Annotated in this window: 25 protein-coding genes, 1 pseudogene and 1 riboswitch; of the genes and pseudogenes, 23 read left to right on the top strand and 3 right to left on the bottom strand. The window is 46.8% G+C overall.

Features of this window, described 5'->3' with window-relative positions; all coding sequences use genetic code 11:
- Nucleotides 1–35 precede the first annotated feature (35 nt).
- The gene (locus tag R5H20_RS17015) at nt 36–836 is read right to left on the bottom strand and encodes a zinc-dependent metalloprotease (protein ID WP_006637924.1); all 801 of its coding nucleotides are present in this window, start codon (nt 834–836) and stop codon (nt 36–38) included.
- Nucleotides 837–1,369: 533 nt separating this feature from the next.
- On the opposite strand from R5H20_RS17015, the gene R5H20_RS17010 reads away from it, so the two are divergent.
- Both R5H20_RS17010 and R5H20_RS17005 read left to right on the top strand, forming a co-directional pair.
- Nucleotides 1,370–1,597, top strand: a complete 228-nt coding sequence (locus R5H20_RS17010) for a hypothetical protein (protein WP_053071197.1) — start codon at nt 1,370–1,372, stop codon at nt 1,595–1,597.
- A gap of 288 nt (nt 1,598–1,885) precedes the next feature.
- A pseudogene (locus R5H20_RS17005) lies at nt 1,886–2,322 on the top strand (SMI1/KNR4 family protein).
- 373 nt (nt 2,323–2,695) lie between these two features.
- Here R5H20_RS17005 and rnhC read toward each other — a convergent pair.
- Nucleotides 2,696–3,637, bottom strand: coding sequence for a ribonuclease HIII (gene rnhC / locus R5H20_RS17000; RefSeq protein ID WP_006637921.1), 942 nt, complete (start codon nt 3,635–3,637; stop codon nt 2,696–2,698).
- A 150-nt stretch (nt 3,638–3,787) separates the two neighbouring features.
- Here rnhC and zapA point away from each other — a divergent pair, with 150 nt between their 5' ends.
- The 13 genes from zapA (at nt 3,788) to R5H20_RS16935 (ending at nt 18,536) form a co-directional block, all read left to right on the top strand.
- The gene (gene zapA, locus R5H20_RS16995; protein WP_006637920.1) at nt 3,788–4,045 is read left to right on the top strand and encodes a cell division protein ZapA; all 258 of its coding nucleotides are present in this window, start codon (nt 3,788–3,790) and stop codon (nt 4,043–4,045) included.
- A gap of 8 nt (nt 4,046–4,053) precedes the next feature.
- Nucleotides 4,054–4,590 carry a CvpA family protein gene (locus R5H20_RS16990; protein WP_006637919.1) on the top strand — a complete coding sequence of 179 codons (537 nt, stop codon included), beginning with the start codon at nt 4,054–4,056 and terminating at the stop codon, nt 4,588–4,590.
- A gap of 130 nt (nt 4,591–4,720) precedes the next feature.
- On the top strand, nt 4,721–6,436 hold the full coding sequence (gene polX, locus R5H20_RS16985; RefSeq protein ID WP_006637918.1) for a DNA polymerase/3'-5' exonuclease PolX: 1,716 nt from the start codon (nt 4,721–4,723) through the stop codon (nt 6,434–6,436).
- Between the two features lie 16 nt (nt 6,437–6,452).
- The gene (locus R5H20_RS16980; protein WP_006637917.1) at nt 6,453–8,810 is read left to right on the top strand and encodes an endonuclease MutS2; all 2,358 of its coding nucleotides are present in this window, start codon (nt 6,453–6,455) and stop codon (nt 8,808–8,810) included.
- A 17-nt stretch (nt 8,811–8,827) separates the two neighbouring features.
- A complete protein-coding gene (locus R5H20_RS16975; RefSeq protein WP_006637916.1) occupies nt 8,828–9,232 on the top strand; it encodes a DUF350 domain-containing protein in 405 nt (134 codons plus the stop codon).
- A 205-nt stretch (nt 9,233–9,437) separates the two neighbouring features.
- Nucleotides 9,438–11,117: a long-chain-fatty-acid--CoA ligase gene (locus R5H20_RS16970; protein ID WP_006637915.1), complete on the top strand. Its 1,680-nt coding sequence runs from the start codon at nt 9,438–9,440 to the stop codon at nt 11,115–11,117.
- A gap of 136 nt (nt 11,118–11,253) precedes the next feature.
- Nucleotides 11,254–11,853, top strand: coding sequence for a fatty acid metabolism transcriptional regulator FadR (locus R5H20_RS16965; RefSeq protein WP_029419141.1), 600 nt, complete (start codon nt 11,254–11,256; stop codon nt 11,851–11,853).
- Nucleotides 11,854–11,855: 2 nt separating this feature from the next.
- A complete protein-coding gene (locus R5H20_RS16960) occupies nt 11,856–12,632 on the top strand; it encodes an enoyl-CoA hydratase (protein ID WP_006637913.1) in 777 nt (258 codons plus the stop codon).
- 31 nt (nt 12,633–12,663) lie between these two features.
- A complete protein-coding gene (locus R5H20_RS16955) occupies nt 12,664–13,437 on the top strand; it encodes an electron transfer flavoprotein subunit beta/FixA family protein (protein ID WP_006637912.1) in 774 nt (257 codons plus the stop codon).
- A gap of 53 nt (nt 13,438–13,490) precedes the next feature.
- On the top strand, nt 13,491–14,468 hold the full coding sequence (locus R5H20_RS16950; RefSeq protein WP_006637911.1) for an electron transfer flavoprotein subunit alpha/FixB family protein: 978 nt from the start codon (nt 13,491–13,493) through the stop codon (nt 14,466–14,468).
- A 211-nt stretch (nt 14,469–14,679) separates the two neighbouring features.
- Nucleotides 14,680–14,994 carry a thioredoxin gene (gene trxA / locus R5H20_RS16945; protein ID WP_006637910.1) on the top strand — a complete coding sequence of 105 codons (315 nt, stop codon included), beginning with the start codon at nt 14,680–14,682 and terminating at the stop codon, nt 14,992–14,994.
- Between the two features lie 155 nt (nt 14,995–15,149).
- Nucleotides 15,150–16,922, top strand: coding sequence for an excinuclease ABC subunit UvrC (gene uvrC, locus R5H20_RS16940; RefSeq protein ID WP_006637909.1), 1,773 nt, complete (start codon nt 15,150–15,152; stop codon nt 16,920–16,922).
- A gap of 63 nt (nt 16,923–16,985) precedes the next feature.
- A riboswitch (Lysine riboswitch) is annotated at nt 16,986–17,167 on the top strand.
- A 136-nt stretch (nt 17,168–17,303) separates the two neighbouring features.
- The gene (locus R5H20_RS16935) at nt 17,304–18,536 is read left to right on the top strand and encodes an aspartate kinase (protein WP_006637908.1); all 1,233 of its coding nucleotides are present in this window, start codon (nt 17,304–17,306) and stop codon (nt 18,534–18,536) included.
- 378 nt (nt 18,537–18,914) lie between these two features.
- Here the strand turns inward: R5H20_RS16935 and R5H20_RS16930 are convergent, their stop codons facing one another.
- A complete protein-coding gene (locus tag R5H20_RS16930) occupies nt 18,915–19,358 on the bottom strand; it encodes a YslB family protein (protein WP_006637907.1) in 444 nt (147 codons plus the stop codon).
- Nucleotides 19,359–19,660: 302 nt separating this feature from the next.
- Here R5H20_RS16930 and R5H20_RS16925 point away from each other — a divergent pair, with 302 nt between their 5' ends.
- The 8 genes from R5H20_RS16925 (at nt 19,661) to racE (ending at nt 25,921) form a co-directional block, all read left to right on the top strand.
- Nucleotides 19,661–20,269 (top strand): succinate dehydrogenase cytochrome b558 subunit, encoded by a 609-nt coding sequence (locus tag R5H20_RS16925; protein WP_006637906.1) that lies wholly within the window; start codon nt 19,661–19,663, stop codon nt 20,267–20,269.
- A gap of 33 nt (nt 20,270–20,302) precedes the next feature.
- Nucleotides 20,303–22,066 carry a succinate dehydrogenase flavoprotein subunit gene (gene sdhA / locus R5H20_RS16920; RefSeq protein ID WP_006637905.1) on the top strand — a complete coding sequence of 588 codons (1,764 nt, stop codon included), beginning with the start codon at nt 20,303–20,305 and terminating at the stop codon, nt 22,064–22,066.
- A complete protein-coding gene (sdhB, locus tag R5H20_RS16915; protein ID WP_006637904.1) occupies nt 22,063–22,827 on the top strand; it encodes a succinate dehydrogenase iron-sulfur subunit in 765 nt (254 codons plus the stop codon). Before sdhA ends, sdhB begins: the two co-directional genes overlap by 4 nt.
- Before the next feature lie 59 nt (nt 22,828–22,886).
- A complete protein-coding gene (locus tag R5H20_RS16910; protein WP_006637903.1) occupies nt 22,887–23,351 on the top strand; it encodes an acyl-CoA thioesterase in 465 nt (154 codons plus the stop codon).
- A gap of 19 nt (nt 23,352–23,370) precedes the next feature.
- Nucleotides 23,371–24,066 carry an SDR family NAD(P)-dependent oxidoreductase gene (locus tag R5H20_RS16905; protein WP_006637902.1) on the top strand — a complete coding sequence of 232 codons (696 nt, stop codon included), beginning with the start codon at nt 23,371–23,373 and terminating at the stop codon, nt 24,064–24,066.
- 200 nt (nt 24,067–24,266) lie between these two features.
- Entirely contained in the window at nt 24,267–24,491 is a 225-nt protein-coding gene (gerE, locus tag R5H20_RS16900) for a spore germination transcription factor GerE (RefSeq protein ID WP_003184172.1), read from the top strand.
- A 160-nt stretch (nt 24,492–24,651) separates the two neighbouring features.
- Nucleotides 24,652–25,095 carry a MarR family winged helix-turn-helix transcriptional regulator gene (locus R5H20_RS16895; protein ID WP_006637901.1) on the top strand — a complete coding sequence of 148 codons (444 nt, stop codon included), beginning with the start codon at nt 24,652–24,654 and terminating at the stop codon, nt 25,093–25,095.
- A 7-nt stretch (nt 25,096–25,102) separates the two neighbouring features.
- On the top strand, nt 25,103–25,921 hold the full coding sequence (gene racE, locus R5H20_RS16890) for a glutamate racemase (protein WP_087962508.1): 819 nt from the start codon (nt 25,103–25,105) through the stop codon (nt 25,919–25,921).
- The last annotated feature ends 102 nt before the right edge of the window (nt 25,922–26,023 follow it).

The following is a 26,023-nucleotide window of genomic DNA, read 5'->3' as shown; positions in this document are numbered from 1 at the left end:
CCGGTTCCCATGTATCAGGGACCGGTTATTTTTTGTTATTGATACCAAACTTTATTTTTCTCGATAAGCTCGTTATGAGCCTCATCCCAGACATCGACTGTGTATGCGTAGTCGTAGTTCATAATGCAGCGGATTCCGCTTCCTTGCGGATCGTGTTCCACGCCGAAGTTATGGGAAAATTCGTGTCTTGCCGCTTTTGCCGAATTTTCCGTTCCCATGTCGAGCGTGACGCTGAAAGCGGGACCGTCCGGCTTAACAGGATATTGAAAAGCGATGCCGCCCGCTTCAAAATTGTCGTTGGCTGTAAAGCCGGCTACAAATTTATAAGGCTGGCCCTCAAATTTGGCTGCAAGGTTGTCAAGAATGTCAGAGGCGTTCTTACCGGAAGAATTCCAAGGGGCAACGGCTTCCACGACAAAGTCAATATCATGGTCGCGGTTGAACATTTCATCCGCCTCCTCAACAATTTGGACGATTCTCGTTTTCCAATCCTTATATTTCGTCCGAAATTGCTTATCAGCCACTGCCAATACGCTTACCTTTTGTTTGCCCGTGCTGGCTTGAGTCGAAAATTTGCTGTTGTTTACATTCTTTTCAAATGTCATCGTTCCAGCTGTGTTTCCTTTTTCATCCAGCACCTTTGTTTTCGTTGTTTTTTCAACGTGAACTTTGCCGGCTAAATCTTTAAAACCATCCTTAGGTTTAGGCAATGCTTCAATATGAATCCCTTTTGCTTCATGAGGATGCCCATGACCGCCCGTTTCCGCGACCCCGGCCGCCCCGGGTATTAAACTTGCAGAAAGTAATAAAGTAAAGAATAAAGACCGTTTTTTCATTTTACAAATCCCTCCGTATTTTTTAACAAATTAAAGATTTCTTCTAGTAAACTAAAAATCCCTGCTTTTCATCCAAAAAGAGGAAGATATACATAGATTCTTATTACAGGCCTTTCAATCTAACTACGAAGATCGCTAAAATTCGACAAGAAATCTGCAGTTTGACAGGGTTTTTCAAACAGATCTATAGGCCTTTTATTTGCTAATCTTCTGATAAATTGTAATAATCTCCAGCAAAAAGATCGAAATTCAGCAAAGGTTGCGCCGCTTTGTGTTGCCTGCGTCAAAAAAAGCAAGAGAAAGGCGCTGCCTGACTATATCATTGTTGCTTCACATTAACGTTGCCTCTATGAGCCTTATTTTGTAATCCTTGATACCCGGAAAACCTGGCCATTTGCCAGCTTATGCCCTCTATCATAAATTTTAATCAAATCGCTTTCTTCTGGATCGCTGGAAAAAACTATTTCATATTTCTTTTTTTTAGTATAAAATCATTAATAGTGCAAAATAACCATTCAGAAAGGATCGGGACTATGACAAAAAACCCAAGCAATAATACTCAAACATTTATCATTTTAGGCTGGATATGTACCGGTATATCACTGCTGCTTATTCCGATTTTATTTGGTGCAGGAGGAGTTATTTTTGGATATCTAGTAAGAAGTAATGGGAAAGTACAACACGGCACAATTATGATGATCGCAGCTATCGCTTGTGGTTTATTTGGTGTTGTATTAGGAATGGCTACCGCCGGATATTAAATTCATTTCAAGCGATAACGGGAATCCGGGACAGACAGTATACATAAAAAAGGCAGGCCGGGTGGTCTGCTTTTTTACTTGATTATGATGCCGGGATGCCAATAGGCCATGACCTCAGGACGCAACGTTTGTTGCCTCTTCATCTTCCTCTCCAATCTCGTCGGGCTCCTAGTCATCTTACCGGCAGGATGAGCGCATCCATATAATAAGATAAGTCACTGAACAACTAGCAGGAATAATAGACAAGTTTCCCGCGGCCTATCCAAGATTTCAGCGAGGTAAACGATAATGAGCAAATTTGATTTTATAAAAAATAGCAAGCATGCGTTTTATGCGTTAAAAGAAAACGATCTTACAGAAGCAGAAGGAAGATTAGGATTTTCATTTCCTAATGAACTGAGGGAATTTTATTTGGAAATTGGATACGGATTTATAAGAAGTAATAATGGGAGCGCAATTAACAGGCTGTTGGATCCGCATACTATTGCAAATATTACTTTAAGAGAAGATATTTACGAATTTGATCCGGATTTAGATGATATATACGAAGATGAAGACAGGCTTGTTTTTTATTTGTAAATGAAGGCGTATATTTAACACTTAATGTAAATAAAACCGATAGATCTCCAGTATTCTTTTTTAATGCAAAAATAGCCGACTCGTTGGAGGAATTTATTAAAAAAGTTGATCAAGATGATCGATACTTTGAAAATATAATAGATTAAATATGCCTCGGAGCGTATTTTTATGCGGAAGATCTCAGTGATTCCAATATAACTAAGTACATACCTTAATAAAGAAAAGCCTCATCACATTCTATTAATCAGGAGATAAAATGACAGAGAAATAGCCCTTATAATGGTAAGAGCATGAAGTTCATTACGTCCTGCCCAGACGATACACGATTCCGTTTCAAATATTTACTGTGAATGGATCGAAGATAAGAATATCGTCAGTTTTATTGCGAAGAGCCGGGATGAATACAGGATATAGCCGCGAGCGAAAATGCTCCCTGGAACTCCGTGAACTGGTCCTCGAACTTCCTGCCAAAATCGCCGGGAACCCTTGAAAGTCAGGAGCTCCCGCTTTTTGGCGTATTCAGCTTTTCGACGCCAGCCGCTTCGCTTTCTGTGTATTCGCAAAGTGAAGTTTCGTGAAATGGCCGAGCGCTGCTTCGCCGTGTTTCCTGATCAGACTTGCCGCGGCTTCATCGACGAGCGGCCCTGCTCCTTTCGGAAGCGTCATGCCGGCTTCTTTTGAAAGCTTGTTCATTTCCATTAAAAATGAATAGCGCGCGATGATCGAAGCGGCGGCGACGGCCAGGTGGATGCCTTCCGCTTTAGTGCTGAAATATGTACGCTCTTTAACGGCATTTCTGCCGGCGAGGTGTTTAAAATAAACGGCCGGTTCTGCGAACTGGTCGATTAAAATCGCTTCAGGCCGGGTTCCGTCCAATTTTTTGAGCAGGTGTGTGATCGCCTGGTTGTGCAGGAGGGCTTTCATTTTTCCCTGGCTCATGCCTTTTTTTTGCAGTTCATTGTATTTGTCATTTTTTAAGACGAGCAGGCTGTAGGGCACCGTCTTGATCAGGTCGCGGGCGATTTGGACGATTTGCGGGTCCTTCAGGTGCTTGGAATCCTTGACGCCGAGCTCTTGCAAAAGCGGATGCTTCGCCTTGTCGGCGTAAACGCATGCGACGGTCATCGGGCCGAAATAATCGCCGGTGCCGACTTCATCGGAGCCGATGACAGACATGGAGCCGATACCTTCCGGCGGCTGATAGGCGGAAGGGGTGCGCGGCTTTGCGGCGGTTTTTTTGTCGGCCGGGGCTTCGGCCGATGCTGTCCAGCGTTCAGCTTCCTTTGCGGCGTTTTTTCCCTGGAACAAAACCTTTCCGGATTGATATGCTGTAATCGTGCAGCCTTCGGGCTTAGCCTGAAAAACCGCTCCCTGGACTGAAAGAGAGGTGATGTCGGACCGGTAATAGCTTTTCATGCGTTCAATAACAGATTGGGGAACTTTTAAAACGGAATGTGACACGGTTTAATCTCCTTTTTTAGCTGATAAAAACAGGCGTTTTCGATGTTTTTATAAGTGTATCATAACAGCCGAGGGCTCGTCTTTCCATTCAATCTCTAAACATGTTATGATAGAGTCTAGGATTCTCGCGGAAGGAATGGAGGAGAAACGTTGTCTGATGGTCGCAAAACGAAAACAACAGTTGACATCTACGGTCAGCAATTTACAATCGTCGGCGATGAAACGAAAAGCCATATGAGGCACGTTGCTTCAATTGTCGACGATAAGATGAGAGAAATCAATGAAAAAAATCCGTATCTTGACATAAATAAACTCGCCGTATTAACGGCGGTGAATGTGGTGCATGATTATTTGAAGCTGAAGGAAGAATTTGAAAGATTGAAAGGACAAATTAAAGAAAAGGATTGAACATCACGATGCTAGATATCATCATTATCATTTTGCTTTTGTCCGGTCTGTTCATCGGTCTGAAAAGAGGATTTATCCGCCAGTTTATCCGCTTGGTGACATTTATTGCGGCGATTGCTGTGGCGGGGGCCTATTGTCGCGACCTCGCGCCTAAGCTGAGCTGGATTCCGTCCCCTGACTTTACGGGCGGTCAGACGGCTCTGACATTTGTCAGCGGAAGCATTGAAAATGCCTATTATAATATGATTGCGTTTCTGATTCTATTTTTCCTGACGATTATCCTTTTGAGGATTGCAGCGTCATTTTTGGATGCTGTCGCACAAATCCCGATTTTGAAACAAATCAACCAAATTCTCGGAGCTGTGCTCGGTTTTGCGGAAATTTACCTGTTCGTGTTCATCGTCCTGTTCGTCGGGTCGCTTCTGCCGATCGACGTTCTGCAAAACATGATGGCCCACTCTGCACTGGCGGATGTCATTGTCAATAAAACCCCGTATTTATCAAACTTGTTAAACAATCTGCCGCTTCAGCACGGATCTTTTTAAAACTTCTCTGTTCTTGGAGAAGTTTTTTTTCCGGCTGAATGTGCCTCTCGCTTGTCGAAAGATTGTAGGATCAGCCAAAAATTTGTATGATGGAAACAGGGTGAACACGGGGAAACAAGAGGTGAAAAAGTTGCATAAAAAAGATATTATCAGATTGCTTGAAACGATTGCGATTTATATGGAACTAAAAGGGGACAACCCGTTTAAAATATCCGCTTTCAGAAAAGCCGCCGCGGCACTTGAACAAGATGACCGCAGCCTCTCCGAAATCGACGATATGATGTCTCTTTCCGGAATCGGCAAAGGGACGTACGCCGTCATTAAGGAATATATGGACCATGGTGCATCCAGCACGCTGGAGCGTTTAAAAGAGGAGGTTCCGGAAGGGCTTGTTCCGCTTCTGAAGCTGCCGGGGCTCGGCGGCAAAAAAATAGCCAAACTGTATCAGGAATTGGGTGTTACGGACGCGGAATCGTTAAAAGAAGCGTGTGAACAGCAAAAGGTTCAGGGGCTCGCCGGATTCGGCAAAAAAACGGAAGAAAAAATCCTCCAGGCTCTGGGGGAAGCCGGAAAGCGTCCTGAACGGTATCCGATCGCTGTGGCTCTTGCCGTCGCCGATGTCATTGAAGAACAGCTTGCGGGGCTGCCGGGCCTTATCAAGTTTTCACGCGCGGGAAGCCTCAGACGTGCCAAAGAAACAGTGAAAGATCTTGACTATATTATGGCTGTCACAGACCCTGCTCTTGTCCGCGAAGGGCTTCTGAAGCTTTCAAATATAAAAGAGGTCATTGCCAGCGGAGATACGAAAGTATCGCTGACATTTGCGTTTGAATACGAAATCAGCGCCGATTTCAGGCTTGTGACCGAAGAGCAGTTTCCGACGACGCTGCATCATTTTACCGGGTCAAAAGATCACAATATAAAGATGCGCCAGCTTGCGAAAGAAAGAGGCGAAAGAATCAGCGAGTACGGAGTCGAGACGATCGAAACAGGGGACATCCAAACCTTCTCAAGCGAGAAGGAGTTTTTCGCCCATTTTGGCCTTCCTTTTATCCCGCCCGAGCTGAGGGAAACGGGGAAAGAAGTCGAACAGTACAGCGACGATATCGGGCTGATTTCCGAGCAAGATATTAAAGGAGATCTCCATATGCACTCGACATGGAGCGACGGTGCGTTTTCGATCAGGGAAATGGCTGAGGCCTGCATGGCAAAAGGGTATCAGTATATGGCGATCACCGATCACTCGCAATATTTAAAAGTCGCAGGCGGCTTAACGCCGGAAAGGCTTCGTATGCAGGCGAAAGAAATTGATGAATTGAACAAGGAATTTACCGATTTTCACATATTTAAAGGCGTTGAGATGGATATACTGCCTGACGGCTCTCTCGACTATGACGATGAGCTGCTGGCGGAAATGGATCTTGTCATTGCATCTATCCATTCAAGCTTTTCACAGCCCGAGCACGTCATTATGAAGCGGCTCGAAAACGCGCTCAACAATCAGCACGTTGATATTATCGCCCACCCAACCGGCCGGCTCATCGGCAGAAGGTCTGGGTATGAAGTGGATATCGACCGGCTGATCGAGCTGGCGAAAAAAACGAATACAGCGTTGGAGCTGAATGCCAATCCTGCTCGGCTCGATCTCAGAATGGAGCATCTGCTCAAAGCAAATGCCGCCGGGGTCACGCTTGTCATTAATACGGACGCCCACAGCACCGCGATGCTTGAAGATATGAAAACGGGCGTGACGGCAGCGAGAAAAGGATGGACCGGAAAAGCGAACGTATTGAATGCCCGTTCTCTTGACGAAGTCCGTGCATTTTTGTCTCGCCGCCGATCTTAAGGAGGTTTAATTGATTTTGCAGCAAAAAGCGCTATCAGCACTTGAATTTCATAAAGTAAAAGAGCAGCTTGCAGAGCATGCGGCATCTTCATTAGGGAAGGAGATGCTCTTTGACCTTAAGCCTTCCCGTTCATTGGAGGAGGTCAAAAAGCTGCAGGAAGAAGTCGATGAGGCGGGGACTGTCCTGCGCCTAAAAGGCAGCGCCCCTTTTGGCGGCCTGTCAGACATCAGAAAAGCGTTAAAACGTGCCGAAATCGGCAGTCTGTTAAGCCCGGCTGAGTTTACGGAAATATCGGGCCTGTTATATGCTGCCAAACAGATGAAGCATTTTCTTGAGGGCCTGTTTGAAGACGGCGTTGAGATCCCGTTTCTCCATCAATATGCGGAAAAGCTGATTCCGCTGTCAGACTTGGAAAAAGACATTAACTCATGCATCGATGACCATGGAGAAGTGCTTGACCATGCATCAGAGAGCTTAAGGGGGATCAGGACGCAGCTGAGGACGCTTGAATCAAGAATCAGGGACAGGCTGGAAGCGATGCTGCGCTCCTCTTCCGCGCAGAAAATGCTTTCAGACACGATCATTACGATTCGAAACGACCGTTTCGTCATTCCTGTTAAACAGGAATACAGGTCAAGCTACGGGGGAATTGTGCATGATCAGTCATCTTCGGGGGCGACGCTGTTTATCGAGCCTCAGGTGATTGTGGATATGAACAATTCGCTTCGCCAGGCAAAAGTAAATGAAAAGCAGGAAATCGAACGGATTTTGCGCATGCTGACAGACAAGACGGCAGAGCATACAGATGAGCTTTTTCACAATGTCAAGGTCCTGCAGACCCTTGACTTTATATTCGCAAAAGCGAAATACGCGAAGGCGACAAAGGCGGTTAAGCCGATCGTCAATGCGGACGGCTATGTCCGCCTCATTCAAGCCCGCCATCCGCTTTTGCCCGCCGATCAGGTCGTTCCGAATGATATTGAGCTCGGCGGGGAATATACCACGATTGTCATCACCGGTCCGAATACGGGCGGAAAAACGGTTACGCTGAAAACACTCGGCCTGCTGACCCTGATGGCGCAGTCCGGACTTCACGTTCCGGCCGGGGAAGGTTCGGAAACCGCTGTATTTGACCAGGTTTTTGCAGATATCGGGGATGAACAGTCGATTGAACAAAGCTTGAGTACGTTCTCGTCACACATGGTGAATATCGTCGATATTTTAAAGGACATGACGGAAAACAGCCTTGTGCTGTTTGATGAGCTCGGGGCCGGTACTGATCCCCAGGAAGGAGCGGCCCTTGCCATCAGCATCCTTGACGAAGTGTACCAGACCGGCGCCCGCGTCATTGCGACGACCCATTATCCGGAGCTGAAAGCCTACGGCTACAACCGCGACAATGTCATCAATGCGAGCGTCGAATTTGACATCGAAACCTTATCTCCGACGTATAAGCTGTTAATCGGGGTGCCGGGGCGAAGCAATGCGTTTGAAATTTCAAAGCGCCTCGGTTTGCCTGATCATTTGATCGGCCGCGCGAAAGCTGAAATGACGGCCGAACACAATGAAGTCGACACGATGATCGCGTCGCTGGAAGACAGCAAGAAACGCGCGGAAACAGAGCTTGCCGAAACAGAAGCGATCCGGGCGGAAGCCGAAACCCTTCACCGCGACCTGAAAAGGCAAATCAGCGAGTGGCAGGAGAAAAAAGACAGGCTCTATGAAGAAGCCGAACAAAAAGCGGCCGAAAAAGTCAGGGAAGCCGTGAAAGAAGCAGATGAAATCATCCAGTCGCTGAGAATGATAAAAGAAGATCATAAAGCGTTTAAAGACCACGAATTGATTGACGCTAAGAAACGTCTTGAAGAAGCGGTGCCTTCGTTTGAAAAAACAAAAAAGCCCGTTCAGAAAAAAATGGACAAGCGCGCACTAAAACCGGGTGATGAAGTAAAGGTCCTGACCTTTGGCCAAAAAGGAACGCTGCTTGAAAAAACGGACGCAAATGAATGGAATGTGCAAATCGGCATCTTGAAGATGAAAGTGAAAGAAAAGGATCTTGAATTCTTGAAATCAGCGCCAGAACCCGAAAAACAACAATCGATCGCCAAAGTCAAAGGCAAGGATTATCACGTCTCACTGGAACTCGACCTCAGGGGAGAGCGCTATGAAAACGCGCTTCACCGGGTTGAAAAGTATTTGGATGACGCGGTGCTTGCAGGATATCCACGGGTATCGATCATTCACGGAAAAGGAACCGGCGCTCTTAGGAAGGGTGTTCAAGATCTCTTGAAATCCCACCGCAATGTGAAAAACTCCCGGTTCGGCGAAGCGGGAGAGGGAGGATCAGGAGTTACGATTGTCGAACTAAAATAAAAAGGGAGTCTGGAAACATGAAAGAGTTTTGGGAAAACGACCTTGTGGAGATCGCCGCCTATTACAGCGTTTCTATTCTTTGTCTGGTGATATTCTTGAGCATTTTTGAGCTCGTCACCTCGTACAAAAACTGGGAGGAAATTCAAAAAGGAAATGTGGCGGTGGCAATGGCCACAGGCGGAAAAATTTTAGGCATCGCCAACGTGCTCCAAAAATCGATCAGCCAGCATAATTCACTGCTGCAAATGATGGGCTGGGGACTATTCGGTTTCGCACTGCTGTTGATCGGCTATTTCATTTTTGAATTTCTGACGCCGCGGTTCAAAATCGACAAGGAAATTGAAAACGACAACCGCGCCGTCGGCTTCATTTCATTTGTGATCTCCGTCGGCCTGTCATTCGTCGTGGCCTCCGGAATCTAAAGGGGACAACCATGGAGAAATTAGCGAAAATCCTGTTCTGTGCTGCCGGAATATTTGTGATCATCGGACTTATTTATATTGTGTTTTACACTTAAGAAAGGAGGCGCCTGAAGGGGCGTCTTCTTTCTTTACATAAAAAATTATTACTTTCTGAATATTGTTTTGATATACTGAAATCGAGACTATTTTGTTAAGGGGGGGTCTTATGCCGACAGAAAAGCCGTGGCTGCGTCATTATCCCGAGCAAATTCCTCATGATCTTCACTTTGAAGACAAAACACTGCAATCCATCCTGCAACAATCCGCCCAACAGTTTTCTGAAAAACCAGCGATTTATTTTCTCGGAAAGAAACGAACATATCGGCAAGTATATGAAGAAGCTTTAAAAATGGCAGATTATTTATTGTCTCTCGGCATGAAAAAAGGAGACAGGGTTTCGATTATGCTGCCGAACTGCCCTCAGGCTGTCATTGCGTATTACGGCGTTCTTTTCTCCGGAGGAATCGTCGTGCAGACAAATCCTCTCTACACGGAAAGGGAGCTTGAACATTTGCTGAAAGACAGCGGAGCCGAAATCATCATCACCCTTGATATGCTATACCCGGCGGCTTTTAAAATGAAAGCGTTAACAAATGTAAGGCATATCATTGTTACGAGCATAAAAGAATACCTTCCTTTTCCTAAAAATCTGCTCTATCCGATTGTCCAAAAAAAACAGCAGCAGTTTTCCATTGAAATAACGGAAAATGAAACGACACATCTATTCCGGACGATCATGAAGCGGCCCGTCCCGGCTCAACCGCCGGAAATCGCCGCTGACCCCGCTCATGATATAGCGGTGCTGCAATATACCGGAGGCACGACAGGCACACCGAAAGGCGTCATGCTTTCCCATCGGAATATTTTGGCCAATATGGAAATGTGTGCGGCATGGTTTTACCGTTTGAAAAAAGGAAATGAAAAAGTGCTTGGAATCGTCCCGTTTTTTCATGTATACGGGATGACGTCCGTATTAAATTTTACGATCAGGCAGGGGTATGAAATGATCCTGCTGCCGAGGTTTGACGCGGGCATGGCTCTGAAAACGATCGATAAAGAAAAACCGACCATTTTTCCGGGCGCGCCCACCATCTATATCGGTCTGCTGAACCACCCTGATGTGCACCGCTATGACCTCTCATCCATCAAAAGCTGTCTAAGCGGATCGGCCGCACTGCCTGTCGAAGTCAAGCAGCAGTTCGAAAAGGCCACCGGCGGAAAGCTGGTCGAAGGATACGGACTGTCTGAGGCGTCACCGGTCACACATGCCAATTTTATTTGGGATCAAAATAAAGCGGGAAGCATCGGCTGTCCGTGGCCGGGAACAGACGCCGCCATCTATTCTGAAGAAACCGGCGGTTTTCTCGGACCTTATGAGCATGGAGAAATCATTGTGAAAGGTCCGCAGGTCATGAAGGGCTACTGGAACAATGATGAAGAAACCGCAGCCGTTCTCCGGGATGGCTGGCTTTTTACAGGAGATATCGGCTACATGGATAAGGACGGCTTCTTTTATATCGTCGACCGGAAGAAAGATCTGATCATCGCCGGCGGGTACAATATTTATCCCCGTGAAATCGAAGAGGTGCTCTATGAACATGAAGCTGTGCAGGAGGCTGTCGTAGCGGGAATTCCCGACGAATACAGAGGAGAAACTGTTAAGGCCTTTGTCGTTTTAAAGGATCATGTTACAATTACAGAAAAGGAATTGGACGAATATGCCAGATCGCGTCTGGCTTCATACAAAGTGCCGAAAGTATACGAGTTCAGGGATGAGCTTCCAAAAACGGCGGTGGGGAAGATTTTAAGAAGAGCGCTTGTCCACGGGGAAAAAGCGAACATATGAGATCCGACGTCTGCCGCCTGCAGTTGGCGGCGGATGAGGACGAAGTTCTTTATATCGCTTGACAAAGCGCATTTATTTATTTACGATTAACTTATGAATGAATACTCATTCATTAAGCGGAAAGGAACGAAGCCAATTGAAACAAAAGAGACCGAAGTATATGCAGATTATCGACGCAGCTGTTATTGTGATTGCAGAAAACGGATACCATCAGGCACAGGTTTCAAAGATTGCCAAGCAGGCCGGCGTGGCGGACGGAACCATCTATCTTTATTTTAAGAATAAAGAGGATATTCTTATTTCGCTGTTCAAAGTAAAAATGGGCCAATTTATTGAACAAATGAACGAGGAAATGAAAACAAAGCACTCGGCCACTGAGAAGCTCGCGTTGTTCATCAGAAAGCACTTTGAGCTGCTCAGCGGAGACAGGCATCTGGCGATTGTGACCCAGCTTGAATTAAGACAGTCGCATCGGGAGCTCCGCCTGAAAATCAACGAAATCCTGAAGGGCTATTTAACGATTTTAGAGGACATCATCACCGAAGGAATCGAGGCGGGGGAATTCAAAAGCACGCTCGATGTACGGCTGGCGAAACAGATGATTTTCGGAACCGTCGATGAGACCGTGACAACCTGGGTGATGAACGACCAAAAATATGATCTGCCGCAGCTGGCAGACAGCATTCACGAATTGCTGATCCACGGTTTCAGCCATGGGAACAAGGAGGAGAAATAATCATGGGTACATTATCATTGACAAAAGGCGGCCATGTTGCCGTCATAACGATTCAGCATCCGCCGGCAAATGCGCTTTCTACAAAAGTGCTCGACGACCTTTCAGCAAGTCTTGACCAGCTTGCCGAGGACCGGAATATAAGAAGCATCATCATACACGGAGAAGGAAGATTTTTCTCGGCGGGTGCCGATATTAAAGAATTTACTTCATTGATGGACGGATCTGATTATTCGGCTCTTGCCGATAAAGGACAGCAGATGTTTGAAAAGGTGGAGTCGTTTCCAAAGCCGATCATCGCCGCCATTCACGGGGCTGCTCTCGGCGGCGGTCTTGAGCTGGCGATGGCCTGCCACATCCGGATTGCCACAGAGGATGCAAAGCTCGGCCTTCCGGAATTGAACCTGGGAATTATTCCGGGATTTGCGGGGACACAGCGGCTTCCGAAGTATGTTGGCACGGCCAAGGCGCTTGAAATGATCGGAACATCTGAGCCGATTTCCGGAAAAGAAGCGTTTGCCTACGGACTCGTCACCATTTTGGCGAAAGACGAGGCAGAAGTCCTTCAGAAAGCGAAAGAGCTGGCCGGGAAATTTGCCGAAAAAAGCCCGCAGACGCTTGCTTATGTGATCGAGCTTCTCTATTCAAGCAAGGTTTATTCCTATGAAGGAAGCCTGAAGCTTGAAGGAAAGCACTTTGGCGAAGCGTTCCGTTCAGAAGACGCAAAAGAAGGGATTCAAGCCTTTCTGGAGAAGCGCAAGCCGCATTTCAAAGGGGAGTAACAAACGGAAAAACAAGGGGGATAAAGTGAATATGAACATTTACGTCTTAATGAAGCGCACGTTTGACACGGAAGAAAAAATTCAGATTGAACAAGGGGAAATCAGTCAGGACGGAGCGGAGTTCATCATCAACCCGTACGACGAATACGCGATTGAAGAAGCGCTCCAATTAAAGGAGAAGCACGGCGGCGAGATTACGGTCGTCACCGTCGGTGAAGAGGAAGCTGAAAAAGAGCTTAGAACAGCCCTTGCGATGGGGTGCGACAAAGCCGTTTTGATCAATATTGAAGACGACCTGGAAGACGCCGACCAATATACAGCATCAGTCATCCTTTATCATTATTTGAAAGACAGGGAATACGACATCATTCTCGGCGGAAATGTGGCGATTGACGGCGGATCGGGCCAGGTTGCGCCGCGGTTGGCCGAGCTGCTTGGCATTCCGTGCGTCACAACGATCACAAAGCTGACGGTAAACGGCAGCGATGTTGAAGCGGAACGCGATGCAGAGGGGGATCTTGAAGTGGTTCAGACGTCACTTCCGCTTGTCGCAACCGCCCAGCAGGGCTTAAATGAACCGCGCTATCCTTCGCTTCCGGGGATTATGAAAGCGAAGAAAAAGCCTCTTGATGAACTTGAGCTTGACGACCTCGATATTGACGAAGAAGATGTTGCCGCGAAAACAAAGACGATCGAACGCTTTCTGCCTCCGCAAAAAGAAGCCGGCAAAATCCTTGCGGGAGAACCGGAGCAGCAGGCGGCAGACCTTGTGTCGCTGCTGAGAAGCGAAGCCAAAGTGATTTGAGGCGAAAAAGGGAAAGCCAAAACACGGTCATCAAAATACAGGGGGAAATGGGTATGAGCAAAAAAGTTATCGTATTGGGAGAATGCCGGGACGGCTCATTAAGAAATGTCACCTTTGAAGCGATCGCCGCGGGGAAAACGATTGCCGAAGGAGGAGAGGTGATCGGGGTTCTGATCGGTGAAAGCGTTTCACAATATGCGTCCGAACTGATTCAGCACGGCGCTGATAAGGTGCTGACGGCCGAGGATCAGATGCTCAAGCATTACACATCGGACGGCTATGCGCAAGCATTTTTGCCGATCCTCGAAAAAGAAAACCCTGATGCCATCATCGCCGGACATACATCAATGGGAAAAGACTTTACTCCGAAGCTTGCGGCCCGCTTAGGGACGGGGCTGATCTCAGATGCCATCGACGTCAGCGTGGCTGGGGGGAATGTCGTCTTTACGAGGCCGATCTATTCAGGGAAAGCGTTTGAAAAGATCATTTCTGAAGACGAAACGATTTTCGCGACGATCAGGCCGAACAACATTGCACCGCTCGCTCAGGACGAAAGCCGGACGGGCGCGGTCGAAAGCATGCCGGTCAATATAACAGACATCAGAACGATCATTAAAGACGTGGTGAAAAAAACATCCGAAGGCGTCGATTTATCCGAAGCGAAAATCATCGTCGCCGGCGGACGCGGGGTGAAAAGCGCTGACGGCTTCAAGCCGCTGCAGGAACTGGCGGATGTGCTCGGGGGTGCAGTCGGGGCTTCAAGGGGGGCGTGTGATGCAGATTACTGCGATTATTCCCTGCAAATCGGCCAAACCGGGAAAGTCGTGACACCGGATCTTTATATCGCCTGCGGGATCTCGGGAGCGATTCAGCATCTCGCCGGGATGTCAAACAGCAAAATCATCGTCGCCATCAACAAAGATCCTGAAGCTGATATTTTCAAGATTGCAGACTACGGCATTGTCGGAGATTTGTTTGAAATCGTCCCTCTTTTGACTGAAGAATTTAAAAAGCTGAGCGTCAGCACTTGAAAAAACCGGCCGGCAAGGCCGGTTTTTTGTTAGGCACATTCACCATCAGCCGGAAATAAAATGGGGTATCCCGCATTTTTGCCAGCAGCTGAAAATCAGTATGTCTAAAACTCTGCGGATAGGGAAACGTATACTCAAGCATTATGTTAGCGTGAACCAAAGGGAGATGCTATACTAAAAAGCATAATTTCACAATTGGAGGAATGAAAGAATGGCTATCGTAAAAGCAACTGATCAAACATTTTCATCTGAAACAAGTGAAGGCGTCGTTCTCGCCGATTTTTGGGCTCCTTGGTGCGGACCATGCAAAATGATCGCTCCTGTACTTGAAGAGCTGGATCAGGAAATGGGCGACAAACTGAAAATCGTAAAAATCGATGTTGACGAAAACCAGGAAACAGCCGGCAAATACGGTGTGATGAGCATCCCGACTCTTCTCATATTCAAGGACGGCGAAGTTGTTGAAACATCCGTCGGCTTTAAGCCAAAAGAAGCGCTTGAAGAGCTTGTCAACAAACATTTGTAAGATATAAACGGAGAAAAAGGCGATTCCAGAGGGATCGCTTTTTTCATATGGATATGCCGATTTTCTCCCAGGTGAGGCCTCCAATTGTGGAGAACATGTGGTCGGTCATGATAAACTGAAAGTATGAAAAACGCCGAAACAAGGAAGGATTTTTGATGAATAAAACAATCAAAGAAAAGCTTGCCCTTCTTCCCGATCAGCCGGGCTGCTATCTAATGAAAGACAGGCAGCAGACCGTGATCTACGTGGGGAAAGCAAAAATATTAAAAAACAGGGTCCGCTCCTATTTCAGCGGCTCCCACGATGCGAAAACACAGAGGCTCGTCAGTGAAATCGAAGACTTTGAATACATTGTCACTTCATCAAATATCGAAGCGCTCATTCTCGAAATGAACTTAATCAAAAAATATGATCCGAAATATAATGTAATGCTCAAGGATGATAAAAGCTATCCTTTTATCAAAATAACGAATGAACGGCATCCAAAACTGATCGTCACGCGGAAGGTCAAAAAAGACAAAGGCCGCTATTTCGGCCCATACCCGAATGTGCAAGCCGCAAGGGAGACGAAAAAACTGCTCGACCGCCTTTACCCGCTGAGGAAATGCGCGAAGCTGCCTGACCGCGTCTGTCTGTACTATCATCTCGGCCAGTGTCTGGCGCCGTGTGTCTATGACGTGACTGAGGAGACGAACAGAGAGCTGACTGAAGACATTACCCGTTTTTTAAAGGGCGGCTATAAAGAGGTCAAAAAAGAACTTGAAGAGAAGATGCTCGAAGCCTCGGAAAACCTGCAGTTTGAAAGGGCGAAGGAATACCGCGATCAGATTGCCCATATCGAGTCAACGATGGAAAAACAAAAAATGATGCTGAATGATATGGTGGACCGCGATGTATTTGCCTACTCGTATGACAAAGGCTGGATGTGCGTTCAGGTCTTTTTCATCAGACAGGGAAAACTGATTGAAAGGGATGTCAGCATGTTCCCTTTATACAGGGAAGCGGATGAGGAATTTTTAACGTTCATCGGCCAGTTCTATTCCAAAAACAATCATTTTCTTCCGAAGGAAATTTTGGTGCCTGACAGCGTCGATAAAGACATGATTGAGGAGTTTTTGGATGTAAACGTCCGCCAGCCGAAAAGGGGGGCGAAGAAAGATCTGCTTCTCCTTGCCCATAAAAACGCGAAGCTCGCCTTGAAAGAGAAATTTTCGCTGATCGAACGAGATGAAGAGCGGACGATCGGCGCGATTGAAAAACTGGGCAAAGCGCTGGGCATCTATACGCCGTACAGAATTGAAGCGTTCGACAATTCCAATATTCAAGGAACAAACCCCGTTTCTGCCATGGTCGTATTTCTTGACGGAAAGCCAAACAAAAAAGAATACCGCAAATATAAAATTAAAACGGTCGAAGGACCTGACGACTACGGATCAATGCGTGAAGTGGTCAGAAGGAGATACACAAGGGTGCTGAAAGAAAACCTGCCGCTGCCCGATTTGATTTTGATTGACGGAGGGAAAGGCCAGGTTTCAGCTGCCGTCGACGTACTTGAAAATGAGCTCAACCTCGATATTCCGGTCGCCGGTCTGGTAAAAGACGACAAGCACAGAACATCGAACCTTCTGATCGGCGATCCGCTTGAAATCGTTCAGCTTGAACGGAACAGCCAGGAATTTTATTTGCTTCAGCGCATTCAGGATGAGGTGCACAGGTTTGCCATCAGCTTTCACAGGCAGCTGAGGGGAAAAAGCGCTTTCCAATCGGTGCTTGACGGAATTCCGGGTGTCGGCGAGCAGCGGAAAAAGCTGCTGCTAAAACAATTCGGCTCCGTCAAAAAAATGAAGGAAGCAAGCGTGGAAGACATTCAAAAAGCCGGCATTCCGCTGAAGACGGCGCAATTGATTTTCGAGGCGCTGAAAAAATAACATTGACTTTTTACAGGAATCTGATAGAATTTGTACTAATTTCATAATAAGATCGTGTTATATGGTGAAGATAGAGGTGCGAACTTCAAGAGTAAGCTTTCTGAGAAAGATGGATTTCGATGAAGAAAGCTGAAAGGGGAGCGTCGCCGAAGCGGGTAAAACTCCATTCGTTTTACATGCTGGCTTTACATTGAATAAATGTGAGGCTGTCAAGAAATTCGCTTTCTTGGAGAGCTATCTCGTTGTTTAGGATCATCGGCATTTTTGGTTGATTAAAAGCAATGAGGGAATTCTCTCATTGCTTTTTTGTTTTTTAACGCCGATCCAGCTTTCTTCTTCATACATAAGAAAACACGACTGAAAACAAAAAGGGTGGTAAATATGGGTCTCATCGTCCAAAAATTTGGCGGAACGTCAGTAGGATCAGTGGAAAAAATATTGAATGCCGCAAACCGCGCCATTGAAGAAAAAAAGCGGGGGCATAACGTCATTGTCGTTGTTTCCGCCATGGGAAAATCGACGGATTCCCTCGTCAGTCTTGCCAAAGAAATCACCGAGCAGCCGAGCCGCAGGGAAATGGACATGTTGCTTTCAACCGGAGAACAGGTGACGATTTCCCTCTTGACAATGGCTTTGCAGGAAAAAGGATATGATGCCGTTTCATATACCGGCTGGCAGGCGGGCATCCAAACCGAAAATATTCACAGCAACGCAAGGGTCGCCGATATCGAGACAACCAGGCTGAAAGAGCGGTTGAAAGAAGGGAAAATCGTCGTTGTCGCCGGGTTTCAGGGGATCACAGACGGCGGGGAAATCACCACGCTCGGAAGGGGAGGCTCCGATACGACGGCGGTTGCGCTTGCTGCCGCTTTAAAAGCTGATAAATGCGACATATACACAGACGTGCCAGGCGTTTTCACGACAGACCCCCGCTATGTCAAGACAGCGAGAAAGCTTGCCGGAATCTCCTACGACGAAATGCTTGAGCTCGCTAATCTTGGCGCGGGCGTGCTTCATCCGAGAGCCGTTGAATTCGCGAAAAACTATCAGGTCCCGTTAGAGGTCCGTTCAAGCACCGAAAAAGAAGCCGGAACATTAATCGAGGAGGAATCATCAATGGAAGAAAATTTAGTCGTAAGAGGGATTGCGTTTGAAGATCAAATTACCCGCGTCACGGTGTGCGGCCTCTCAAGCGGTCTGACAACGCTGTCGACGATTTTCACAACGCTCGCCAAACAAAATATCAATGTGGATATCATCATTCAATCCGTCACAAGCACGAGCAAAACGTCGATATCCTTCTCCGTGAAAACGGAAGACTTGTCAAGAACTGTGGAGGTTTTGGAAGAATACAAAGACGCGCTCGACTACGAACAGATTGAGACGGAAAACAGGCTTGCCAAAGTATCCATCGTTGGGTCCGGCATGATCTCCAACCCGGGCGTGGCCGCTGAAATGTTCGCCGTGCTTGCCGAAAAAAACATCCAGGTCAAAATGGTCAGCACGTCTGAGATCAAAGTCTCCACCGTGATCAATGAAAACGATATGGTGAAAGCGGTCGAAGCGTTGCATGATGCTTTTGAATTGTCGAAAGTCAGTATTCCCGCCAATTAAAACATCCTAGAGGGGCTCCTCTAGGATGTCTTTCTTTTATTAATAACAGGGAGTTCGGAATTTGTGCCATCATGACCATAGATTTGAATCTTATTTATGATAATATCGCTGAAATCCTATAGATCTATTGGCCCGTTCATGGGAATATCGGAATTTCGACAGTCGGCGGGGCGTGTTTTTATAAGAAAAAAATAAAGGCAGACCGGTTTATGAGGAGGTCGATTCACAAGCTTTTTGTCGGTGTCGGATAAAGCGGAAAAGCAGTATGACTATTGGCTGAAGGAATGAAGGGATGGGCTCCAAAAAGTGAAGGCGGATTCAAAGCCTTTTGACCTTATTGCAAAAGGGCTGCCGGTCATGTCATGCAGCCCTTTTTGATCAAGCCGGATCTTTGAAATCCCATTTCACCGTTAACACGACTTTTCCGGCTCTTTTTTTGACTTGTTCATACGATTCGGCAATATGCTCGTTCATCAGCTGGATTTGTTCGGCGATAAACCCGGCTTCAAGCTGAAAGCAGGGTTCTTTTTGAAATTTGAGACGATTGGAGACCAGCGGGCCTTCAAGTTCAAATTCAAGTTCCTGTTTTTTTGAATGAACCATCGTGAGCGTTCCCCATCCTGCATCATGAAAAAACGCAGGGATGTCTTCCCATGATTCCAGCGGAAACTTCCGGGCGAGGTTTTTCCCGGCCCAATACATCATGTCGGCATAGTCTTGTCCCAGCATATCCGGAAGAACCACTTCCCTGATTAATTCATAGGCATATGCGGAGACTTCCAGCTCTTTTAATTGCGCTAAGTTTGCTTCATATTTGTTCATATCCAATGTCTCCCCTCTTTCCTTCGTTTATTATAGCTTAAATGGGGGGGAAGATTACAGCGCGGACATGCAATTTCAAAAGAAAAAAATCTGATATATTTATATTTTAATAAAATAAAAATTTCTGAAATTTCGTGAGATGTTAGAAAATTTCAATTTATGTACGCGTTTTCTTGACGCTTTTTTCTCATAGGAGTAAAATGAAATTGTCATAAAAACTTAACAAAGTGCGATATTTGAAACAGGACGGGGGATAGGAGACCTTTCAATTTTACTGCACTTATCAACTAGGGGGTAAAGCAATGGCCGGGAACAGAGAGTTTGTGTATCGAAGACTGCATTCTTTGCTTGGCGTCATACCGGTGGGCATATTTCTCATCCAGCATTTGGTTGTCAATCACTTTGCGGCAAGCGGAGAAGAGGCGTTTAACAACGCCGCTCATTTTATGGAGAACCTGCCGTTCAGGTACGCGTTGGAAATCTTCGTGATTTTCCTTCCGCTGATTTATCATGCTGTTTATGGTGTATACATAGCGTTTACGGCGAAAAATAATGCGAACAGATTCGGCTACTTTAGAAACTGGATGTTTATTCTGCAGCGGGTTACAGGAATCATCACCTTAATTTTTGTCAGCTGGCATGTCTGGCAAACGCGGATTGCCGCCCAAATGGGGGCAGAGGTAAACTTTGACATGATGGCTGATATTCTGAGCTCCCCGATCATGCTCGGCTTTTACATTGTAGGTGTCCTCTCAACGATCTTCCACTTTTCAAACGGTTTATGGTCGTTTGCTGTCACTTGGGGAATTACGGTTTCTCCGCGTTCACAGCGAATTTCCACGTTTGTGACAATGGGAGTCTTTGTTGTGCTGTCCTATGTAGGGCTGAGAGCGATTTTGGCATTTGTGTAAAAGAACTAGATTACTAGAGGGAGTGGGGCTGGCATGAGCAACTCAAGCATTATCGTCGTCGGCGGAGGACTTGCGGGTCTGATGGCGACCATTAAAGCTGCGGAAGCAGGAACAAGTGTAAAACTATTTTCAATCGTTCCGGTGAAACGGTCGCATTCAGTATGTGCGCAGGGCGGAATCAACGGAGCGGTTAATACGAAAGGTGAAGGAGACTCCCCTTGGGAGCATTTTGACGATACGGTTTACGGCGGGGACTTTTTGGCAAACCAGCCGCCGGTAAAAGCGATGTGCGAGGCTGCGCCATCGATCATTCATCTGCTCGACCGCATGGGGGTCATGTTCAACAGGACACCGGAAGGGCTGCTCGATTTCCGCCGCTTCGGAGGAACGCAGCATCACAGAACGGCGTATGCCGGGGCAACGACAGGTCAGCAGCTTCTTTATGCGCTTGATGAGCAGGTCCGCCGCTTTGAAGTTGCGGGGCTTGTTTCCAAATATGAAGGCTGGGAATTTCTTGGCGCCGTACTTGATGATGATCGGAAGTGCCGCGGCATCGTCGCGCAAAATTTGACGACAATGGAAATTGAATCGTTCCGTTCGGACGCCGTCATCATGGCGACCGGCGGACCGGGAATCATCTTCGGAAAATCGACGAACTCCATGATCAATACAGGATCAGCGGCTTCAATCGTCTACCAGCAGGGCGCATATTATGCGAACGGTGAATTCATCCAAATCCACCCGACGGCCATCCCGGGTGATGACAAGCTGAGGCTGATGAGTGAATCGGCGCGTGGCGAAGGCGGCCGGGTCTGGACCTATAAAGACGGGAAACCTTGGTACTTTCTTGAGGAAAAATATCCGGCATACGGAAACCTTGTCCCGCGTGATATCGCGACTCGCGAAATTTTCGATGTCTGCGTCAGACAGAAGCTCGGAATCAACGGCGAAAACATGGTGTATCTCGATCTTTCTCATAAAGATCCGAAAGAGCTTGATATCAAGCTTGGCGGCATTATTGAAATCTATGAAAAATTCATGGGGGACGACCCCCGCAAGCTGCCGATGAAAATTTTCCCTGCGGTTCACTACTCAATGGGCGGACTTTGGGTCAACTACGACCAAATGACAAACATTCCGGGGCTGTTTGCCGCAGGCGAATGCGATTACTCCATGCACGGCGGAAACCGTCTTGGCGCGAATTCGCTCTTGTCCGCGATCTACGGCGGAATGGTGGCCGGGCCTAAAGCCGTTGAATACATTCAAGGGCTTGAAACATCCGCAGAGGACTTATCTTCGTCTCTCTATGATTCATACATCAGAAAAGAAGAAGAAAAATGGGCGGACGTTATGAAGATGGACGGCAATGAAAATGCTTATGTGCTTCATAAAGAGCTCGGCGAATGGATGACTGACAATGTGACGGTCGTCCGCTACAATGACAAGCTTCTGCAAACGGATGAAAAAATCCAGGAGCTCATGGAACGCTACAGCAGCATCAATATCAATGATACGGCGAAATGGAGCAACCAAGGAGCGGTATTCACGCGTCAGCTGCGGAACATGCTGCAGCTCGCAAGGGTGATCACACTCGGCGCATACAACCGGAACGAAAGCCGCGGCGCCCATTATAAACCGGATTTCCCTGAACGAAATGATGAGGAATGGCTGAAAACGACAATGGCGAAACATGCAGGCGATTTTGAAGCCCCGAAATTCCATTATGAGGATGTCGATGTTTCATTAATCGCACCGCGTAAACGGGATTACTCGAAGAAAAAGGTGGCGAAATCATGAGTGAAAATCAGACAATCAAGTTTATCATCACTCGTCAGGATACAGCGGAGTCCAGTCCTTACCAGGAAGAGTTTGAAATTGCTTACCGTCCAAACATGAACGTCATTTCTGCATTAATGGAAATCAGAAGAAATCCGGTCAATGCAAAAGGAGAAAAAACGACGCCGATTGCCTGGGATATGAACTGTCTGGAAGAAGTGTGCGGCGCATGTTCCATGGTCATTAACGGAAAACCGAGACAATCGTGCACAGCGCTGATCGACCAGCTCGAACAGCCGATCCGCCTTGAGCCGATGAAAACATTTCCGGTTGTTCGCGATCTTCAGGTAGACAGGAGCCGGATGTTTGATTCCTTAAAGAAAGTCAAAGCTTGGGTGCCGATCGATGGCACATATGATCTGGGGCCGGGGCCGAGAATGCCGGAAAAAAGACGGCAGTGGGCTTACGAGCTGTCAAAATGCATGACATGCGGCGTCTGTCTTGAAGCTTGTCCAAACGTCAATGACAAATCAAGCTTCATGGGACCTGCACCGCTTTCGCAAGTTCGCCTGTTCAACGCCCATCCGACCGGAGCGATGAACAAATCTGAACGGCTTGAAGCGATCATGGGTGACGGCGGCCTTGCCAATTGCGGAAATTCGCAAAACTGTGTGCAGGCATGTCCGAAAGGAATTCCTTTGACGACGTCAATCGCCGCACTAAACAGGGATACCACCGTACAGGCGTTTAAAAACTTCTTCGGAAGCGACAACACGGAATAATGAAACGCACCTCTTCAGTTTTGAAGAGGTGTTTTCATGAAAAAAAGGGGATGGAACCAATGAAATTGCCTGCATATATTGAGGGGTCATTCGCCGAATGGCGGCAGTCGTTTTCTTTTTTTGAGGAGGTGTCTGTCCGCTTTTCGGAAACGGATATGTTCGGGCACATGAATAATGTGACCCCGTTCATATATTTTGAAGAAGCGAGAATTTCTTATTTTAAACATCTTCAAACGATGGATCATCTGGCTGATTCAGAAAGCCGGACGATTCCGGTCGTGGCCAGCCAGCAGTGCGACTATCACATGCAAGTCATGCTCCATGAAAACTTAAAAATCGGCGTCAAAACGGCAGCTGTCGGAACATCCTCGCTTACGCTCCATTACTTGGCGGAAAACAAGGCGGGTACTCCCTGTTTTACAGGAACAGCCGTCATGGTCCAGATTGCGAAAAATACGGGGAAACCCGAAAGCTGGACGGAAGATCAAAGACTGAAATTATTAGGCACATTTCCTGAGAAATAATCATGAGGGGAGAAGAGACATGAAAAAAGCAATAGTGATCGGGGCGAGTTCCGGGATCGGGAGAGAGCTGGCCAAACAGCTGTCAGAGAACGGGGTTGTGCTGGGGCTTGCTGCCAGGCGTGAAGAGCTGCTCACCAAATTGCGGAATGAACTGCCTAACCTTTCACATATCAAAAAGATTGACGTAGCTGATGTTGAACAAGCGAATATGCTGTTAAAAGAACTGATTCGTGAGCTGGGGCAGGTGGATGCGGTTTTCATTTGTTCAGGCGTCGGATATACCGAAAGCGGGATCGACTGGCACAAACAAAAAGAAACGATTGATGTGAATGTGTCAGGGTTTGCCGCTTGTTCAAACGTTTTTCTGGAGCATTTCTTACACAATGGGCGCGGCCATTTGATCGCCCTCTCATCTGTTGCCGCATTAAGAGCAAGCGGATCAGCCGTCGCCTATAGCGCTTCAAAAGCTTTCGTATCACATTATGTAAAGGGACTGAGGCGAAAAGTGAAAAGCGCAGGAGCTGACATTGCGATCACTGAAATTCAGCCAGGCTTTGTCAACACGGCGCTTGCAAAAGCGGAAAACCTGTTTTGGGCAGCTTCTCCGGAGAAGGCCGCCGCCCAGATTCTCAAGGCTGTTCAAAAAAAGAAAAAACACGCTTATATTACAAAAAGATGGCGGATGATCGCATGGATCTTGAAATGCCTTCCTTAAAAGCCTGCCTGAAACGTCAGGGAGACGCGGTTTGCCGCCGAAGCACCCTTTTTCAAAACACAAAAAATAGGTGTTAGCGGTTACCCTTTTCTCCTTCAGAAACGTCACCGACCTCGGGTATGTTTCATATGATATCACGACTATATCGAAACCCATTCGTTTCAGATCAGCTCTCACCTTAGCAAGGAGGGTTACAATACTTGAAGGAGAAAGAGTTTCAATCAAAGCCGCTGCTAACAAAAAGAGAAAGAGAAGTGTTCGAATTGCTCGTTCAAGACAAGACAACAAAGGAAATCGCAAGCGAGCTCTTTATAAGTGAAAAAACTGTTCGTAATCACATTTCCAATGCCATGCAAAAATTGGGTGTGAAAGGCCGTTCGCAAGCTGTTGTTGAACTTCTTCGAATGGGTGAGCTAGAGCTCTAAATTGCGCCGGTATTCCTTCTTGGATAAAGAAGGGAACCGGTTGTTTTATTTTTCCTGGAACCTGTATATTATGTTGAAGCCTTGCAATTTTTGTAGAAAAGAAGGAAAATAGACTCGGGTGTTGTGTATGAAAAACAACGAGTTGAGCGAGGTTGAGCACATGAATTCGAATGCTTCTTTGAACCATATAGCGGATATTGAAAAATCACTCCGCCATATTGCGGGCATCATCAAACAAAAAGGAAGAGAAATTCTTACCCAATATACGATTACACCCCCGCAGTTCGTCGGCTTGCAGTGGCTGTATGAATACGGGGATATGACGATCGGCGAATTATCTCAGAAAATGTATCTGGCGTGCAGCACGACGACAGATTTGATTGACCGGATGGAGAAGAGCAGCCTTGTGGAACGGGTGAAAGACCCGTCAGACAGGCGGGTCGTCCGCATTCACCTTTTACCGGAAGGGGAGCGGATCATTCAAGAGGTCATCCAAAAAAGACAGGATTATCTGGAAAACATGTTAGAGGCGTTTTCTGAAGAAGAAACAGCCGCATTTGAAAAATTGTTAATTAAACTTCAGCAGGAAATGAATAGAAAATGAGGCGATTTTGTTGGATCAACCGATAGGAGTCATTGATTCGGGAGTCGGCGGTTTAACCGTGGCAAAAGAAATCATGAGGCAGCTGCCAAAAGAAAAAATCATTTATCTTGGGGATACAAAAAGGTGTCCCTACGGTCCGCGCGACAGAAAAGAAGTTCTTTCATTTACATGGGAAATGACAAACTACCTGTTATCCCGTCATCATATTAAAATGCTCGTGATCGCCTGCAATACGGCAACCGCCATCGCATTGGAAGACATCAGCCGGACAGTCGGCATACCCGTCATCGGAGTGGTGCAGCCGGGTGCGAGAACAGCCATCAAGGTGACGGAAAATCAGCGGATCGGCGTCATCGGGACGGAAAATACGATCAGAAGCGGAGCTTATGAAGAAGCGCTGCTCTCATTAAACAGCGATCTGACGGTGGAAAACCTGGCTTGTCCGATGTTTGTTCCGTTTGTGGAAAGCGGGAAATTTTTGGACGAAACGGCTGATGAGATTGTCAGATCTTCGCTTTATCCGCTGAGGGATTCCTCCATTGATACGCTGATTTTGGGATGTACGCATTATCCCATTTTAAAAGAGCCGATTCAGCGCTACATGGGCGAGCGCGTCAATATCATTTCTTCAGGGGATGAGACGGCCAGAGAGGTCAGCACGATTTTATCCTACAACGGTTTATTAAATAAAGCACAGCTGCCTCCTGAACATCAATTTTTAACAACAGGAGACCGCGACCGTTTTAAAAAAATCGCAAACGATTGGTTTGGCTATGAAGTGAACAATGTGGAAACCATTTCACTTCAAGAAACCCCTGTAAAGTAGCAGATGCAAGCCGGAATATACCGGCTGTCAGGCTGTCGAGATCATCTCGACAGCTTTTTTCAATATTGGATAGAACGCGGCAAGCGGAACATTCCCGGCGTT

Origin of the sequence: Bacillus sp. KICET-3 (genome assembly GCF_033261025.1) — a bacterium.
Taxonomy (GTDB): domain Bacteria; phylum Bacillota; class Bacilli; order Bacillales; family Bacillaceae; genus Bacillus; species Bacillus sonorensis.
This window is presented reverse-complemented; position numbering and strand designations above follow the sequence as displayed.